This is a genomic window from Allostreptomyces psammosilenae, assembly GCF_013407765.1.
In the GTDB taxonomy this organism is placed as follows: Bacteria; Actinomycetota; Actinomycetes; order Streptomycetales; family Streptomycetaceae; genus Allostreptomyces; species Allostreptomyces psammosilenae.
Genome location: NZ_JACBZD010000001.1, coordinates 1,838,566 through 1,855,876, shown reverse-complemented (window position 1 = coordinate 1,855,876; position 17,311 = coordinate 1,838,566). Strand labels below are relative to the sequence as shown.

The 17,311-nt window shown below is 74.6% G+C and carries 15 protein-coding genes; 11 read left to right on the top strand and 4 right to left on the bottom strand.

The window, feature by feature from the left end; genetic code table 11:
* Positions 1-49: 49 nt before the first annotated feature.
* Positions 50-1,111, bottom strand: a complete 1,062-nt coding sequence (locus FHU37_RS07400) for a helix-turn-helix domain-containing protein (RefSeq protein ID WP_179813405.1) — start codon at positions 1,109-1,111, stop codon at positions 50-52.
* 348 nt (positions 1,112-1,459) lie between these two features.
* Here FHU37_RS07400 and FHU37_RS07395 point away from each other — a divergent pair, with 348 nt between their 5' ends.
* Positions 1,460-4,681, top strand: coding sequence for an alpha-amylase family glycosyl hydrolase (locus FHU37_RS07395; protein WP_179813404.1), 3,222 nt, complete (start codon positions 1,460-1,462; stop codon positions 4,679-4,681).
* Between the two features lie 99 nt (positions 4,682-4,780).
* Here the strand turns inward: FHU37_RS07395 and FHU37_RS07390 are convergent, their stop codons facing one another.
* Positions 4,781-6,592: a glycoside hydrolase domain-containing protein gene (locus FHU37_RS07390; protein ID WP_246449660.1), complete on the bottom strand. Its 1,812-nt coding sequence runs from the start codon at positions 6,590-6,592 to the stop codon at positions 4,781-4,783.
* A gap of 158 nt (positions 6,593-6,750) precedes the next feature.
* Positions 6,751-7,173, bottom strand: a complete 423-nt coding sequence (locus FHU37_RS07385; protein ID WP_179813403.1) for a YchJ family protein — start codon at positions 7,171-7,173, stop codon at positions 6,751-6,753.
* Between the two features lie 262 nt (positions 7,174-7,435).
* On the opposite strand from FHU37_RS07385, the gene FHU37_RS07380 reads away from it, so the two are divergent.
* From FHU37_RS07380 to FHU37_RS07335, 10 genes are all read left to right on the top strand, one after another.
* Entirely contained in the window at positions 7,436-8,062 is a 627-nt protein-coding gene (locus tag FHU37_RS07380; RefSeq protein ID WP_179813402.1) for a hypothetical protein, read from the top strand.
* A 119-nt stretch (positions 8,063-8,181) separates the two neighbouring features.
* Positions 8,182-8,727 (top strand): SigE family RNA polymerase sigma factor, encoded by a 546-nt coding sequence (locus tag FHU37_RS28895; protein WP_179813401.1) that lies wholly within the window; start codon positions 8,182-8,184, stop codon positions 8,725-8,727.
* Positions 8,724-9,497: a hypothetical protein gene (locus FHU37_RS07370; RefSeq protein ID WP_179813400.1), complete on the top strand. Its 774-nt coding sequence runs from the start codon at positions 8,724-8,726 to the stop codon at positions 9,495-9,497. The genes FHU37_RS28895 and FHU37_RS07370 overlap by 4 nt, the downstream gene beginning before the upstream one ends.
* 128 nt (positions 9,498-9,625) lie before the next feature.
* Positions 9,626-10,111 carry a nitroreductase/quinone reductase family protein gene (locus FHU37_RS07365; RefSeq protein ID WP_179813399.1) on the top strand — a complete coding sequence of 162 codons (486 nt, stop codon included), beginning with the start codon at positions 9,626-9,628 and terminating at the stop codon, positions 10,109-10,111.
* Between the two features lie 349 nt (positions 10,112-10,460).
* A complete protein-coding gene (locus FHU37_RS07360) occupies positions 10,461-10,670 on the top strand; it encodes a DUF1918 domain-containing protein (protein ID WP_179813398.1) in 210 nt (69 codons plus the stop codon).
* 113 nt (positions 10,671-10,783) lie between these two features.
* Positions 10,784-11,380 carry a TetR/AcrR family transcriptional regulator gene (locus tag FHU37_RS07355; RefSeq protein WP_179813397.1) on the top strand — a complete coding sequence of 199 codons (597 nt, stop codon included), beginning with the start codon at positions 10,784-10,786 and terminating at the stop codon, positions 11,378-11,380.
* Between the two features lie 149 nt (positions 11,381-11,529).
* Complete coding sequence (locus tag FHU37_RS07350; RefSeq protein ID WP_179813396.1) at positions 11,530-12,768, top strand: MFS transporter; 1,239 nt, start codon at positions 11,530-11,532, stop codon at positions 12,766-12,768.
* 80 nt (positions 12,769-12,848) lie between these two features.
* The gene (locus tag FHU37_RS07345; RefSeq protein WP_179813395.1) at positions 12,849-13,586 is read left to right on the top strand and encodes a FadR/GntR family transcriptional regulator; all 738 of its coding nucleotides are present in this window, start codon (positions 12,849-12,851) and stop codon (positions 13,584-13,586) included.
* Positions 13,583-15,043, top strand: a complete 1,461-nt coding sequence (locus FHU37_RS07340) for an amino acid permease (protein WP_179813394.1) — start codon at positions 13,583-13,585, stop codon at positions 15,041-15,043. The genes FHU37_RS07345 and FHU37_RS07340 overlap by 4 nt, the downstream gene beginning before the upstream one ends.
* Positions 15,040-16,092 carry an asparaginase gene (locus FHU37_RS07335; RefSeq protein WP_179813393.1) on the top strand — a complete coding sequence of 351 codons (1,053 nt, stop codon included), beginning with the start codon at positions 15,040-15,042 and terminating at the stop codon, positions 16,090-16,092. The genes FHU37_RS07340 and FHU37_RS07335 overlap by 4 nt, the downstream gene beginning before the upstream one ends.
* 127 nt (positions 16,093-16,219) lie before the next feature.
* On the opposite strand, the gene FHU37_RS07330 is transcribed toward FHU37_RS07335, so the two are convergent.
* Positions 16,220-17,239 (bottom strand): AraC-like ligand-binding domain-containing protein, encoded by a 1,020-nt coding sequence (locus FHU37_RS07330; RefSeq protein ID WP_179813392.1) that lies wholly within the window; start codon positions 17,237-17,239, stop codon positions 16,220-16,222.
* Positions 17,240-17,311: the final 72 nt, after the last annotated feature.

Below are 17,311 nucleotides of genomic sequence, written 5' to 3'. Positions count from 1 at the left end.
GGGGAGGCGTCGTCAGCGCCCCGTGGGGGTGTGGGGGTCGTGGTGGTCCTCAGCGCCAGGAGGGGACCCAGCCGCGGTCGCGGGCCACCCAGCCGAGTTGGAGGCGGCTGGTGACCCCGGCGATGCCCATCAGGCGGCGCACCCGGCGCTGCACGGTGCGTTCGCTGAGCCCCAGCTGCCTGGCGGTGCCGGCGTCGGTCATGCCTGCCATCAGCAGGGACAGCAGCAGCAGGTCGGTGGTGTCCGGCCCGTCCTCGGGCAGCCGGGCCGGCAGCCGCCCCACGGTGACCCGTCCGTCCGGTGTGACCGGGATCGGCCAGGCCCGGCTCCAGATCGCCTCGAAGGCGTTGACCAGTGACTCCAGCAGGGCGGGGGCCCGGACCACCAGGGCGGCGGCGCGCGCGTCGGTCGTGGCGTCGGTCAGCGGCAGCAGCGCCACCCGACGGTCGGCGACGACCAGCTTGCCGGGCACCGTCTCCATGACGCGGAGCTGGCGCAGCTCCTCCGCCGCCGGGTCCTGCGCGGGCTCGCCGCCGGCCCGGCCCCGCAGCGCCTCGACGGCCGGCCGTTCGACGACCACGCGGTAGCGCACTCCGCGCCGCACGGCGCGGTCCTCGGCGGTGTTCTCGGCGCCGGTGACCAGGGTCGGCCGGGCGGTGACGAACGCCAGCACCTCCTCGCCGGCCCCCGACTGGATCTGCGCGAAGCGCTGCCGCACCGCCTCGGCCCCGACGACCACCTCGACCAGTTCGTGCGGCAGATCGGGCGGGGCGTCGGCGCGGAACTGCCCGGCCAGGTCGGTCGCCGCGAGTTCGGCGCGGCGCAGGTCGTGGCGGTACTGCTCCAGGACTCCGGCCAGGGCGACCGCGGGCGGGGCCGCCGTGTACCGTTCCGCGGCGGCGCCGTCGGCGCCCTCCGCGGGCGGCCGGCCGTCGGCCCCGCTCTCCCGCGAGACCAGGCCGCGGCGGCGCAGGGCCCGCAGGCAGTGGCGCGCGGTCTCCGGGTCGACGCCGGCGCGGCCGGCCAGCTCCGCCACGGAGCCGGAGCCGAGGCGGACCAGTTGCCGGTAGACCCGTTCCGTCTCCGCATCGAGTCCGACGAGCGTCAGCACGCGCGCACTCCTCTCCGGTTCCGGCCCCGGTGCCGGCGGCCGTCCGCGGCGCCGCGGTCCAGCCGGCCGGTTCCACGGCGGTCCGTGGCCCCTGCAGTCACATTGTCCCCATGTCGTGTTGCCGCCACGTCACATTGTCGACAGCCGTCGTCCCTCCGGGCCCCGTCGCGCCCGGGACGGATCCGTCACACCGTCAATTGCTTTGCGGAAAATTGCTGCAAGCTCATGGCATCATGATCGCGCCGGCCCTTCGAGGCGTCCCTCGCACGGACCTCGCCGGGGGAAGGGGCTGTCGCGGTGGTCGCGGGAGGCCGGTGCGTCCGAGTCCCCACCCATGAGGAGGTCCCCGTGACCAGACGGCCCTCGTCCCGCCGCTCCCGCCGGTTAACGGCTCTCGCCGCCGGGGCGCTGCTCCCCCTGCTGCCGCTGCCGCCGGTCCCGGCCGCCGGGGCCACCGCCCAGGCGCTCCCACCGCCCCCGTCCGACGCCGCCCTGGCCGCGGCGGCGACCCGGCACGACCTGACGCGGGAGCAGTTCTACTTCGTCCTGCCGGATCGTTTCGCCAACGGCGACGCCGGCAACGACACCGGCGGCATGCCCGGTGGCGCCCTGGAGCACGGCTTCGACCCCACCGACAAGCGCTTCTACAACGGCGGCGACCTGCGCGGCCTGATCGACCGGCTGGACTACGTCGAGGACCTCGGCACCACCGCCCTGTGGCTGGCACCGGTCTTCACCAACCGCCCGGTGCAGGGCACCGGCGAGGACGCCTCGGCCGGCTACCACGGCTACTGGATCACCGACTTCACCTCCGTGGACCCGCACTTCGGCACCAAGGAGGAGCTGGAGGAGCTGGTCGAGGCGGCCCACGCGCGCGGCATCAAGGTGTTCTTCGACGTCATCACCAACCACACCGCCGACGTCATCGACTACGCCGAGGGCGACCGCGCCTACCGGCCGGAGGGCGCCTACCCCTACCTCGACGCCGACGGCGTGCCGTTCGACGACAGCGACTACGCCGGCACCGGGACCTTCCCCGAGGTGAACACGGAGTCCTTCGCCCGCACGCCGGTCGTCCCGGCCGGCCAGGCCGCCGCGAAGAGCCCCGCCTGGCTCAACGACCCGACGATGTACCACAACCGCGGCGACTCCACCTTCATCGGCGAGAGCGCCGAGAGCGGGGACTTCCACGGCCTGGACGGCCTGTGGACGGAGCGTCCCGAGGTCGTCCAGGGCATGATCGACATCTACTCCACCTGGGTGGAGGACGTCGGCATCGACGGCTTCCGGATCGACACCGTCAAACAGGTCAACATGGAGTTCTGGCAGCAGTGGGCGCCGGCCGTCCGCCAGCACGCCGCCGACCAGGGCAATGACGACTTCTTCATGTTCGGCGAGGTGCACGACCCCAACCCGTCGAACACCTCGCGCTACGTCACCGAGGGCGAGCTCCAGGCCACCCTGGACTTCCCGCTCCAGGGCGCGGTGCGCGACTACGCCTCCCGGGGAGGCTCGGCGCGGGCCCTCGCCGACGTATTCGCCCAGGACTACCGCTACACCACAGCGGACACCAACGCCTACGCACTGCCCACCTTCCTGGGCAACCACGACATCGGGCGGTTCGGCGGGCTCCTGGTCCAGGACGACCCCGCGGCCACCGGCGACGAGCTGCTGGCCCGCGACCGGCTGGCGCACGAGCTGATCTTCCTCAGCCGGGGGCAGCCCGTGGTCTACAGCGGCGACGAGCAGGGCCTGACCGGCAGCGGAACGGCCGAGGACTCCCGGCAGAGCCTGTTCGCCTCCCAGGTCGCCGACTACAACGACGACCCGGTGCTCGGCGGCACCAGCGGCGCCATGGACCGGTACGACACCGGCGCGCCGATGTACCGGACGATCCAGGCCCTGTCGGAGCTGACCCGGGAGCACCCCGCGCTGCGCGACGGCACCCAGACCGAGCGGTACGCCGACGACGGCGCCGGGGTCTACGCCTTCTCCCGCACCGAGCCGGACGCCGCCTCGGGCGAGGCGGTCGAGTACCTGGTCGCCGTCAACAACGCCGACCAGGCGCGCACCGTCCAGGTGCCCACCTACTCCGCCGGCATGGAGTTCCGGCGGCTGTACCCGGCGGCCGCGGACGCCGGCGCCACGCTCACCTCCGGTGACGACACCCGGGTCACCCTCCAGGTGCCCGCCCTGTCCGCCGTGGTGTACCGCGCCACCGCCCCGCTCGCCGCCCCGGCCGCCGCGCCGGGCATCACCCTGGCCGCGCCCGCCGACGGCTCCACCGGCACCGTCACCGTCGCGGCGGACGTTCCCGGGACCGGCCCGCAGCGGGTCACCTTCGCCGCCGCCGTCGGTGACGGCGAGTGGGAGGTGCTGGGCACCGCCGACGCCCCCTCCGGGCAGGGCAGCACCTACCGGATCACCCACGCCCTGAGCGGTGTCCCGGCCGGCACGACCGTGCGCTACAAGGCCGTGGTGGAGGACGGCGCCGGCGCCCTGGCCTCCGCCACCGGGCAGACCGTGCTCGGGGCGGAACCGGTGGAGCCCCCGCCCTCCGCGGTCTCCCGCGACCACGTGGTGGTGCACTACGCCCGCCAGGACGGGAACTACGCGGACTGGAGCGTCTTCGCCTGGGGCGACATCGCCGACGGCGCCGCCACCCCGTGGCCCCAGGGCCACCGCTTCCTCGGCCGCGACGCCTACGGCGCCTTCGCCTGGATCCCGCTCAAGCCCGGGGCGGACCAGGTCGGCTTCCTGGTCGTCGACGGCCAGGGCGACAAGGACGTGGCCGAGGACCGCGCCATCGACGTCGCGGCGACGGGCGAGGTGTGGATCCGTCAGGGATCGACCGAGATGCTCACCGAACCACCCGTCGCCCAGCCGGATCCCCCCGTCGACACGGCCGTCATCCACTACCACCGCGACGACGGCGCCTACGACGGCTGGGGCCTGCACGTCGAGGCCGGAGCGGCCAGTCCCACCACGTGGCAGACCCCGCTCCAACCGGTCTCCCGGGACGGCTACGGCGTCACCTTCGAGGTGCCCCTGCTGCCCGGCGCCGACTCGCTGGACTACGTGCTGCACAAGGGTGAGGAACGGGACCTCCCGGGCACCCAGGTCCTGGACTTCGCCGAGACGGGCCGCCAGGTGTGGCTCCTCGACGGCCGCGAACGCCCCCTGCTGCCGCCGGCCACCGGCGCGGGCGACCTCGACCTCGGTCGGGCCGACGCCCACTGGATCGCCCCGGACACCGTGGTGTGGGACGCGCCCGCACCCGCCGGCACCACCGTGCAGCTGCGCCACGACCCGGTCGGGGACATCGCCGTGGCCGACGGCCGGCTCACCGGAGCGGAGGACGCCGGCCTCGTCCGGCTCGTCCCGCTGCCGGGCGGGTTGACCGCCGAGCAGCGGGCGCTGCACCCGGAGCTGGCCGAGCTGCCCGCCTACGCGGTCGACCCGCGGGACACCGACCGGGTCCAGGCCGCGAACGCCGCCCAGTGGGTGGCCACCGTCACCGTGGCCAACGGCGCCGTGGCCGCCGCCACCTCGGTGGGCAAGCAGTGGTGAACGCCACCCGGCGGCCGCCGCGCGCACGCGTCCACTGACGCGCGGCGGTGACGGGGGTGGGGTGGCCGGCGCCCCCGGCCACCCCACCCCCGTCCGCCGTCAGCGGCCGGCCTGGAGGGCGCCCCAGGTCTGCGCGCCGACGGCACCGTCCACGGAGAGGCCGCGGCTGCTCTGGTAGTCGCGGACCGCCGTCTGCGTGCCCGAGCCGAACACGCCGTCGATGGTGACGGTGCGGCCCAGCGCCGCGGTCAGGGCGCGCTGCAGGCGCTCCACGTCCGGGCCGGTGCTGCCGCTGACCAGCAACGGTGTGCTGCCCGCGGAGAGCAGGGCGGTCCAGGTGCGGGCGCCCACCACGCCGTCCACGGACAGGCCGCGGGCGCTCTGGAAGTTGCGCACGGCGGTGGCGGTCGCGGAGCCGAAGACGCCGTCCACCGTGCCGGCGTTGAAGCCCTGCGCGTTCAGCAGCGTCTGCGCCGCGCTGACCTGCGCGCCGGTCGAGCCGGTGCTCAGCGTGGTGTAGGAGGGGAAGTCGAGGTTGACCCCGCCGCCGGTGGAGGTGCTCACGTCGAGGTAGTTGCTGTCGATGTTGATCGTGACGCCGCCGTGGGTCTCGTTGTGGTCGCCCCGGTACTGGTGGACGCGCTGGTGGTTGGCCCACTGGGAGTCGGGGACGTAGGAGCCGGCGTCGGTGTTGGCCACGCCGTTCCACCAGGCGAACCAGATGTGGTCCGGCCGGGTGTAGGTGGTCGAGTTGTAGTTGTTGGACAGGTCGCGGATGCCCGAGGAGGCCGAGGAGTACACCCCGGAGCGGTAGCCGCGCTCGTGGAGGCGGTCGGTCCAGCCGTCGAGGTAGCTGAGCACGGCGCGGGAGCAGGTGGTGTTGGTGTTGTCGTACGCCTCCATGTCGTTGTACAGCACGCTGCCGGCCTGGATGCCCAGGTTGGCGGCGGCCGCGATCGACTCGTCGGCGGCGGCGCGGCCCTGGGTCCGCGCGGTGGCCGGGTCCGTGGAGACCTCGGAGGAGTAGCTGTTGCACGGGGCCTGCCGGCCCACGTGGATGGGCAGCAGGCGCCAGCCCTCGGAGGTCTGCTCGGACACCCATCCCGCCGTCAGGTTGGGCTGGGCGCACGCCCGCACCGACCCGCTGATGTAGACCCCGACGGCCCGGTAGGGCGAGGACAGCCAGGCCTGCATGGCGCTGGAGGACGGCGCCGCGCAGGCGTCGAAGCCCTGGCCGACGTAGGTGCCGGGCACCACGGCCATGGTGCCGATCCCGTCGGCGGCGGACGTCCGCGCGGAGGGCTCGGTGAGGGTGTCCAGTGCCACGCGCCGGCCGCCGGGGACCAGGCGGGCCCCGTCGAGGACGTCGAGCACCGCGCCCCGGTCGTCGCCGTGGGTGGCGGTCACCAGCACCCCGGCGTCCTCCACCGCCACCTGGAGCTCGCCGCCACGGGAGAGCGGAGGGACGGCGGGCGCGCCCTGGCCGGCGCGCGGGACGGCGGCGTGCGCGGCCACCCGCGGCGCCGAGGTGGCGTCCAGCGGCTCGACCAGGACGGTGTCGGTACGTCCGCGCAGGCCGGCGGGGCAGTTCTGGTCGGCGCCCGGGTGACCGAGGTACACCGTCGGGACGTCGAACCGGACACAGGCGGTCGGATCCTCGGTCAGGTCGACCACCCGCCAGTCGGCGGGGACGGTCAGCCGGTAGCCGTGGAAGGTGACCTCGCGGCCGTCGTCGACCGGCGCCCCGACCGACACGGGAGCCACGGCGGAGGCGGCGGCCGGTTCGGGGACGGTCGGGGAGGCGGCGGCGCTCGGCGACATGACGAGCGTTCCGAGCAGGGCGGGGGCGAGCAGGCTCCCGGTGGCGGTCAGGGCGGTGACCGGTCCACGGGTGAGGCGCCACAGTCGCATGGGACGTCCTTCATGAGGGGGAGACAGGGCGGCGGTGCGACATCTACTGGCCTGTAAGCATGCAGGGACGCTCTACGCGCGTCAACGGTGCCTCTGACGGCCGGTCACCCCGCCCCGTGCGCGCCCCGGCGGCGTGCGCCCCGCCGCCGGGGCCGCGCTCAGCCGATCGTCAGCGCGTCGAGGTAGACCCAGGCCCCGTCGTGGCGGAGGAAGCGGCTGTGCTCCTCGAGGACGCCGTCGCCGCCGCGGTCGGTGTAGTGGGCGCGGAAGGCGACGGTGCCCTCGGTGTGGAAGGGGCCGCCGTCGGTGGCGGCGAGGACCTCCAGGCGGCGCCAGCGCAGCCCGGGCTCCAGCTCCAGGCGGGGCGGGCGGGTGTCCGGGTGCCAGGTGCACAGCAGGTAGGCGCGGTCGCGGACGGCGAAGGCGCTGTACCGGGAGCGCATGAGCAGCTCCGCGGTCGGGGCGGCCTGGCCGCGGTGCAGCCGTCCGCAGCAGTCGGCGTACCGGGCGGGCAGACCGCAGGGGCAGTCGGTGGGGGTGGTGGTGGGGGCCGGCTGCGGCCGGGCACGACGTCGCGACATGCCCTCCATGATGGCCCCCCTGGCGCCGCGGGCGGCGACCGCCGTGGCCGGGGGGGCTTCGGAGAATGTCGCGCGGATGGTGCAACGGTCCGCGGCCGGCGCTCCGTCTGGAGGGCGGAACGGCGCCGAGCGGTCGTGCTCCCGCGGACGCGCGGGAGCAGGGCGGGCGCCGTTCCCGGCGGAACGGACGCCGCTCGGGCAACGCGTGGCCCGGCAGACGGCGACACCGCTACGGACCAAACCAACCGTCATTGGAGAGATCGTGAACGCACACAGGCGCACCGCCGGAACACCGAACTCGCGCCGCCGGATCGCGCTGCCGCTGGTCGGCGCCGTCGCCGTGGGCGCCCTGGCCGTCGCCGGCGGGGCCACCGCCAACGCCTCCGGCCCGGCGGCTCCGGTCGCCGCCCCGGCGGCCGCGACCGCCCTGCGGGCGGGTGCCGACGCCGGCGCCGAGGCGAAGAACGCCGCCGCACCGCGCGTGGTCCAGCCCGGTGAGCGGATCGAGGTCGGCGGCGGCTTCGTGGTCTGGCTGACCGCGCAGGACGAGCACGTGGTCGTCGACCCGGAGATGCCCGACCTGGAACAGGCCAAGAAGATCATCGACGACAACGTCCCCGAGGACACCATCGGGCTGCGCAGCTTCGCCCGCCCCGACGGCACCCTGTTCACCGGCGCCTACCGCGGCGACGGCGACCTCCACCGCGTCACCATCACCTCCCAGGGCGTCACCGCCGAGGCCCAGGTCATCACCCTCCCCGGCAACCCCGGCTGGGCCGCCTACCACCTCCACAACGACGAACTCCCCCCGCCCGGCACCGACCCCGACGACCGCGTCACCATCACCGCCTACGCCGCCGACGGCACCGTCCTCGCCACCCTCCCGTAACCGACCGCCCTCGCGGATCCAGGCCGTCCGTCCCGACCGTCCCCGTCCGGGGGCGGTCGGGGCGGCGGCCCCCGCGCACGACGGCATTCGACCCGCGGCGAACCGAGGACCGTACCGAAGTGCAGACCCAGGCGGATGAGGAGTTCAGCTCCTTCGTGGCCGCGCGCTGGACCCGGATGGTCCGCACGGCCTATGCCCTGACCGGAAACCACCACGACGCGGAGGACCTGGTGCAGCAGACGATGGCCAACGCCTACGCGCGGTGGGGCCGGGTGTCCGGCGCCGACAACCCGGACGCCTACGTGTGGCGCATGGTGCTCAACGCCAACGTGGACCGGTTGCGGCGCGCCCGGCTGCGCGAGTGGCTGACCACGCGCATCCCGGACACGCCCCAGCCCGATCCCACGCACGAGACCGACCGGCGTAGCGTGCTGCTGTCGGCGCTGCGCCGGCTGCCGAGGCGGCAGCGCGAGGCGGTGATCCTGCGTTACGTCGCCGACCTGAGCGAGACCCAGGCCGCGGCCGTGCTCGGCAGCTCGGTGGGGACGGTGAAGAGCCAGGCGTCCCGGGGCCTGGCGAAGCTGCGCCAGGACGGCGCACTGGCCGAGCTGGTGCCGGTCACCGGCGGCCGGGCGGGGGCCGGGCCGGGAGAGGAGCCACGATGATCCACGGGGATCGTTCGCCCGATCGGGCCTCGGCAGGGGAGGCGGACCGGTCCTGGGGGGAGCGGCCGGGATGGGAGGAGGACGAGCGGACCGGGTGGGCACTGCGCGAGGCGCTGACCGCCGACCTGCCGGTCGGTCCCCCTCCACTGCGGGAGATGCTGGTTCGCGGGCGGGTCGTCCGGCGGCGGCGCCGGGCGCTGCTGGGCGTGGTGGTCGGCGCGTCGGCCGCGCTTGTCCTCGGGTTCACCGGCACGCTGGTGCTCTCCGGCCAGGACCCGGCGGAGAGCGTCGTGGTGCCCGCCGCCCCGGCATCATCGCCCCCTCCCCCCGCCGGGGAGGAGACCTCGGCGGGGCTCCCGCGGGTGGTCCGGCCTGGAGAGCGGATCGAGGCCGGCGGCGGCTTCCTGGTCTGGCTGACCGCACAGGACGAGCACGTGATCGTCGACCCGGAGATGCCCGAGTTGGAGCAGGGCAGGAAGATCACCGACGGCAACGTTCCCGAGGACACCATCGGGCTGCGCAGCTTCGCCCGCCCCGACGGCACCCTGTTCACCGGCGCCTACCGCGGCGACGGCGACCTCCACCGCGTCACCCTCGCTTCCCAGGGCGTCACCGTCGAGGCGCAGGTCATCACCCTCCCCGGTGCCCCCGGCTGGGCCGCTTACCACGTGTACAGCGACCAACTCCCCCCGCCCGGCACCGACCCCGACGCCCGCGTCACCGTTACCGCCTACGCCGCCGACGGCTCCGTCCTCGCCACCTTCCCGTGAGCCGCCGACGGCCGGGGCGCGGCGCCGAGGCGAACGGCTGATCGTCCGTGTAGGCGGGCGCGGCCCGGGAAGGCTGCCGGGGCCGGACGGATGGCGCCGGCGCCGGTGGCGGGAGGAGGCGGGGCACGGTGGGACGACGCGTGGCGGCCCTGGCGCGCCGGCTCGGACACCGGGGGTGGTTCGCCGCCGTCGGTCGGCGGCTGTGGCGGGTGGACCGGCTGGTCCAGCGCGTCTCCCGTGGCCGCACCATGCTCGTCGGGCGGCACGGCATGCACCCGCTGCTGCTCACCACGCGCGGGCGGCGCACCGGTCGGGAACGCACGGTGCCGCTGATCTACGCCGAGGACGGGGGCGGCTACCTGGTGGTCGGCTCCAACTGGGGGCGCTCCGACCACCCGGCCTGGTCCGGGAACCTGCTGGCGTGCCCGCGGGCGCGGGTGACGGTCGGGGGCCGGGTGGTCGATGTCCGCGCCACCCTGCTGACCGGCGCCGAACGGGCCCGGGCCTGGGAGGTGATGGCGGAGCAGTGGCCGGCGTACGACACCTACGCCACGCGGTCCGGACGCGGCATCCGGGTGTTCCGGCTCACCCCGGACCCGCCCGCCGCGCCCTGACGTCGCCGCTGCACGCCCGGCGGAACGGGTGGCGGTGCGCCAGGCCGGGCTGGGACGGGCCGGCACCCGGTATGGCCGGCGGCCCGCCCGTAAAGCAGGCCGGGGCCGCCCGCGCAAGAGGGCGCTCCCGCCCTGTGGAAAACTCCGAACCCCCCTGGTCACCAGGGGTAACCCATGCCCAACCGGCCGCGCAAGAGGGCGTCGCGGCCCTGTGGAAAACTCCAAACCCCCTGGTCAACAGGCCAGTGGCGGGCTCTGCGGTCTTCGGGCCGGCGGCATACCATCGAAGGAGACTGGCGGAACCCGAAGGCATCCCGGTCGTCACCGGCCTGTGAGAGGGAGCGACGCCATGGGAGTTCATGTCGGAGACTGGATCGTGGTCGAGCCCGTGCACCTCGGTGCGCACCGTCGACGCGGTGAGGTGGTGCGGCTGGCGCACCCGGACGGGTCTCCCCCGTACTACGTGCGCTGGGAGGGGGAGGACAAGGAGACCCTGTTCTTCCCCGGTTCCGAGGCCCATCTGGAAAACCCCCAGGAGCACGGGGCCCTGCACTACTAGCCGGCCTCTGCGGCACCCGGCGTCCCGGGGCGGGTGATCGCCCCCGGAGGGCGCCGGCCGCACGCATGGAAATGTTTTGAACTAGTCGTTCCAGAACATGCTATGGTTCCGCCATGGCCCGACCGAGAACCTTCGACGAGGAGCGGGCCCTGGACGCGGCGATGCGCGCCTTCTGGGCGAACGGCTACGAGGCCACCTCGACCCAGGACCTGTGCGACGCCACCGGCCTGGGCCGCAGCAGCATCTACAACACCTTCAGCAGCAAGCAGGACCTCTTCCGGCGAGCGCTGGCCCGCTACATCGAGGCCATGACCGCGGCGCAGCTCGCGGTGCTGGAGGACCAGGAGCGGTCGCCCCTGGAGCGGGTCCGCGCCCTGTTCGCCCAGATCATCGACCGCGAGTTCGAGAACCGTCGGGACGGGCGCAGCCTGGGCTGCCTGACCGTGAACACCACGGTGGAGCTGGCCGGGCGCGACGCCGAGGCGGACCGCATGCTGGAACGCGACACGGCCCGTCGGCTGACCGCGCTGCGGGTGGTGCTGGAGAGCGGGCAGCGCGCCGGCGAGATCGCCTCCGCGCGGGACGCCGACTCGCTCGCCCGCTTCCTCAACGCGGTGATCGCCGGCATGCGGGTGGCCGGCCAGGGCGGGGCCGACCGGGCGGCCATGGAGTCCATCGCGGCGACGGCCATGGACGCACTGACGCCCTGACCACCGCCCCGCTGACGCCCTGACCCGCTGAAACGCGGTGCCCACCCGGCGTTCCGACGCGTCGACGCGCCGGCGGCGCCGCGGGCTTCGCACGTCCAGATTTTGAACCGATCAATCCAAAACGAGTGCACACACCCCGAAGGAGCACCATGCCACGCGCTGTGTACGTGCTGGCCTTCGGCATCTTCGCCATGGTGACCAGCGAGTTCGTGGTCGCCGGGCTGATGCCGCAGATGGCCGAGGGGCTGGACGTCCCCCTCCCCTGGATCGGCTACCTGATCACCGCGTTCGCGGTGGCCATGGCCGTCGGCGGCCCCTTCCTGACCATGGCGGTGGCGCGGGCCCGACCGACGCCGGCGCTGCTGACCCTGTTCGCGATCTTCCTGGTCGGCAACGTGCTGGCCGCCACCGCCGCCGGCTACGGGGTCATGCTGGTGGCCCGGATCATCACCGGCGTGGCCTCGCAGGCCTTCTTCGGGGTCGCCATCGCGCTGTGCGTCCGGCTTACCCGCCCGGAGATCCGGGGCAGGGCCATCGCCGCGGCCATGAACGGGCTGATGCTCGGGACCCTGCTGGGCCTGCCGCTGTCCACGCTGATCGGGGAGCGCCTGGGCTGGCGGGCGGCGTTCTGGGCGATCTCCGTCCTCGCGGTGCTCGCCGCGCTGAGCACGCTGGTGGGCGTGCCGCGGCTGGAGCGCGCCGAGGGCGCCGGCGGCGTCCGTGGGGAGCTGGGCGTCTTCCGGCGGAACCCCCGGCTGTGGCTGGCGCTGTCCACCAGCACCCTGATCATCGGCGCGACGTTCTGCGCGTTCAGCTACCTCAACCCGATCCTCACCGAGGTCACCGGGTTCGCCGCCGGAACCGTCCCGCTGCTGCTGGTCGCCTACGGCGCCGCCACCGTGGTCGGCAACACCGTCGTCGGACGCCTCGCCGACCGGCACGCCATCGGCGTCCAGCTGGCCGGCCTGCTGCTGAACCTGTCCTTCCTGGTCGGCTTCGCGCTCTGGGCGCACCTCCCCGTCCCGGCCGTGACGTTCATGATGGGCATCGGGCTGGTGGGGGTCACCATGAATCCGGCCATGGTGACCAGGGTCCAGCGGGCCGGCAACGCCGGGCCGCTGGTCAACACGGTGCACTCCTCCTTCATCACCCTCGGCGTGATCATCGGCTCCTCGGTCGGCGGGGCGACCCTCGACGCCTTCGGCCTGCGCGCCCCGTTGTGGCTGGGCGCCGGCCTGGCGGTGCTCGGAGCGGTCACCCTGCTGCCCGAGCTCGCCCGTCGCCCCGCCCCCATCCCCACCCCCGCCCCATCCCCCGCCCCCAGCGACGCCCCCACTCCCGCCCACACGGCCGGCGGCGCCGCCACGCAGGACGTCCGGACCGGCTGAGCCCTCCGGGAGCCGGGGCGGCCGGTCGGCGGCCCGGGGCGTCCTTGACAAGGGCGCCCCGGGCCCTCAGGATCCGCCGAGTGAACCTGTCAGACAGCCAGACAGGTGGGTTCCCGGTGCCGAGGCGCGTCAGCGCCATGGAGTCGGTCCTCACCCACCTCCGTGGCGCCATCGAACGCGGTGAGTACCCCGTCGGGGGGAAGCTGCCCTCGGAGGCGGAACTCTGCCGCCGGCTCGGGGTCAGCCGCCCGGTGCTGCGCGAGGCCCTGCGCGCCCTCCAGGTCATGGGGCTGACCGTCTCGCGCACCGGCAAGGGCACGTTCGTGGTCTCCGCCGGGCCCGTCGAGGATCCGACGTTCGGCGACTACACCGCGAGCGACCTGCTGGAGGTGCGGCGGCACGTGGAGATCCCGGTGGCCGGGTACGCGGCCGCCCGGCGCACCCCGGAGGACCTCGACCGCCTCTCCGACCTGCTGGAACGCATGGAGCGCGAGACCGACACGCTCGCCTGGGTGGCGATGGACACGCTGTTCCACCTGGCGGTCGCGCAGGCGGCGCGCAATCCGGTCTTCCGCCGGATCATCGAGGAGATCCGCGACGCGCTCGCCCACCAGTCGGCGTTCCTCAATGAGCTCGGGGGCCGCCGCGAGCAGTCGAACCGGGAACACCGGGCGATCGTCGAGGCCATCCTCGACGGATCCGAACGCGACGCGGTGGAGGCCATGGCGCACCACCTGGAGCGCGTCGGCACCACCCTCACCTCCATCGTGCGGCCCGCGCGCACGGCTCCCCCCACCGAAGACGGACACCGGCGTTGAGCGAACAGACCCTCCGGCAAGCGGAAGAACTCCGGCCACCAGCGGCCGCCCACGTGGACGCGGGCGACAGGGGCTACAGCAAGTCCCTGAAGTCCCGGCACGTCAGCATGATCGCCATCGGCGGCGCCATCGGCACCGGCCTGTTCCTGGGCGCCGGCGGACGGCTCGCCGGCGCGGGCCCCTCGCTGGCCCTGGCGTACGCGGTGTGCGGCGTGTTCGCCTTCCTGGTGGTGCGCGCCCTCGGCGAGCTGGTCCTGCACCGGCCGTCCTCCGGGGCCTTCGTCTCCTACGCCCGGGAGTTCCTCGGCGAGAAGGGGGCGTACACCGCCGGCTGGATGTACTTCCTGAACTGGGCCACCACCGGGATCGCCGACATCACGGCGGTCGCCACCTACACCCACTACTGGGGCATGTTCACCGACGTCCCGCAGTGGGTGATCGCCCTGCTCGCCCTGGCCGTGGTGCTGGCGGTCAACCTCATCTCGGTGCGGATCTTCGGCGAGCTGGAGTTCTGGTTCGCGATCATCAAGGTCGGCGCGCTGACCCTGTTCATGGTGATCGGGATCTTCCTGCTGGTCACCCAGCAGCCGGTCGACGGCCACACCCCCGGGCCGGCACTGATCACCGACCACGGCGGGATCTTCCCCGCCGGCGTGCTGCCGATGCTGCTCGTCGTCCAGGGCGTGGTGTTCGCCTACGCCTCGGTGGAGCTGGTCGGCGTCACGGCGGGCGAGACCCGCGATCCGGAGAAGATCATGCCCCGGGCGATCAACTCCATCATGTGGCGGGTGGCCCTGTTCTACGTCGGCTCCGTGGTGCTGCTGTCGGTGCTGCTGCCCTGGAACGCCTACTCGGCCGGCGAGAGCCCGTTCGTCACCGTGCTCTCCGGCATCGGCGTGCCGGCGGCCGGCGGAGTGATGAACCTGGTGGTGCTGACCGCGGCGATGTCCAGCCTCAACTCCGGCCTGTACTCCACCGGACGGATCCTGCGCTCGATGGCGCTGTCCGGTTCCGCTCCGCGGTTCACCGGCGTGATGAGCCGCAGCCACGTCCCCTACGGCGGCATCCTGCTCACCTCGCTCGTCTGCGTGCTGGGCGTCGGACTGAACTACGTCGTGCCGAGCGAGGCGTTCGAGATCGTGCTCAACTTCGCCGCGATCGGCATCCTGAGCACCTGGGCCATGATCATGGTCTGCCACCTGCTGTTCTGGCGGCGGGCGCGGGCCGGCCTGGTCACCCGCCCCGGCTACCGGCTGCCCGGCTCGCCGTGGACGGAACTGGTCACCCTGGCCTTCCTCGCCTCGGTGCTGGTGCTGATGTGGGCGGACGACGGCCCCGGGCGCGTCACGGTGATGTGCCTCCCGCTGATCGTGGCCGCCCTGGTCGCCGGCTGGTTCGCGGTGCGCGGCCGGGTGACCGCCGTGCGGCAGGGCGACGCGTCGGAGGGCGGCCGATGAGCCGGCCCTCCCCTGCGCACCGGGTGGAGCGGGACGCCGAGCCCGACACGCGCCGCGCGGCGCCGCCGGCCATCCGGGAACCCGGGCACGTGCCCGTGGCCCACCTGGTCCGGGCGGACATCGTCGAGGGCGTCCACCACGGCTCGGTGGTGGTCCTGGCGCCGGACGGCCGGGTGGAGTTCCAGGCCGGCGACGTCGAGGCGGCGTTCTACCCGCGCTCGGCGCTCAAGCCGGTCCAGGCGGTCGCCCTGCTGCGCGCCGGTCTGCCGCTCGACGGCGAGCTGCTCGCGCTGACCGCGGCCAGCCACTCCGGCGAGGAACGACACCTCGCCGGAGCCCGGAGCATCCTGCGCGCCGCCGGCCTCACCGAGGACGACCTGCGCAACACCCCCGACCTGCCGTACGGCGCCGAACAGCGGGAGGAGTGGCTGCGCCGCGGGCTCGGCCCCTCCCGGCTCGCCCAGAACTGCTCGGGCAAGCACGCGGCGATGCTGCTGACCGCCCGGGTGCGCGGCTGGTCCCTGGAGGACTACCTCGCGCCGGAGCACCCCCTGCAGCGGGCGGTCGCCGAGACCGTCGAGGACCTCACCGGCCAGGGCGTCGCCCGGGTGAGCGTCGACGGCTGCGGCGCGCCGCTGTTCGCCGTCTCCCTGCACGGCCTCACCCGGGCGGTGGCCCGGATCGCCTCCGCCGCCCCCGGCACCGACCTGGCGCGGGTCGCGGACGCCATGCGGTCCCACCCCGAGGCGGTCTCCGGCACCGGGCGGGACGTCGCCCGGCTGATGCGCGCCGTTCCCGGCCTGCTGGCCAAGGACGGCTTCGAGGGCGTGCAGGTCGCGGCCCTGCCGGACGGGCGGGCCGTCGGCGTGAAGATCGCCGACGGCGGGGACCGCGCCCGCATGCCGGTGACCGCGGCGGCGTTGGCCCGGTGCGGGATCGCACCCGAAGCGCTGGAGGAGTTCGCGACCGCCCCGGTGCTCGGCGGGGGCCGCCCGGTGGGGACCCTGCGGGCCGCCGGGATCCTGCGGGCCGCGGGCGCTCTCGGCTGAACAGGCGCCGGCGAGCCCGCCGGAGTCCGGGTGTTCCCACCGGGCACCGTGTCGTCACCGGCACGGTGCCCGGTGTCCCCCCTCGCGTTGCCAGCGTGCCAGTCGCGGGCCGGGGAGTCATTGTCCGTCAGCGCCCGGCGCTTGCCGATCCGTGCGCGTCCCGGTGCCGGCAGGCCAGGGCCCGGTGGTCGCTGGGCGACATGCCGTAGGCGGCCCGGAAGACCCGGCTGAAGTGCGGTGCGTCGGTGAACCCCCAACGGGCGGCGACCGCGTGGACCGGGCGGGAGAGCAACCGCGGATCCGCCAGGTCGTGGTGGCAGCGTTCGAGCCGCCGCTGGCGGATCCGGCCGGCCACCGTCATCCCCTGCTCGTGGAAGAGGGCGTGCAGGTGCCGGACGGAGATCTGGTGGGCCGCCGCGATGCCGGCCGGACCGAGGCCGGGATCACCGAGGTGGCGCTCGATGTAGTCGTGGATGCGCGTGAGCAGCACCCGGCGGTGGCTGTCCGGCGCCACCGTGCCCGGGGCGTCGTCGAGCGCCTCGGCGCACACCGCGGCCACCAGGTCGACGGTGAGACCCGCCAGCCGCGCGCCGTCCGCCGGCCGGAACCGGGCGGCGCCGTCGGTCAGCTGCCGGAGGAAGCCGGCCAGCAGGGCGCCGACGCCCTCCCGGCCCGACAGGCGCGCGGCGATCAACCGGTCCATCGACCGCGCCGGCAGGGGTAACAGCGCCCGCGGGAAACGCACCATCACGCCCTCCACCAGCGGCGCGTCCCCACCCGCCCAGCCGCGCCAGGGACGGGCGGCGTCGAAGAAGGTCAGCTCTCCCGGGCCGATCGTGGTGTCCCGGCCGCCCTGGACGATCCGGCGCCCGCCGCGCACGTTCAGCATCAGCTGGCAGGACTCCGGCTCCGACCGCCCGGTCGGTCGCGGCGTCCGGCGGGTCTCCAGCGGGGGATAGCTCAGCGCGGACACCCGCACCGCCCCGAGTTCCAGCACCCGCGCGCTCGCGCGGAGGTCGTCCCCGAGGTCACGGCGGGGGGTGCACAGCACGCCGGGCAGCAGGGCCTCGGCCGTCATCGCGTGCCAGGCGGCGAAGCGCTCCGCCGCCGGAAGATCGTCCGTCCGGATCTCCCGCACCAGCACCATGGCATCTCCTCCCCGGGGCGCGTCCACCACGCCCTCCCGCTCGACTGACGCACCGGGCCGCGCCCGCGTTTC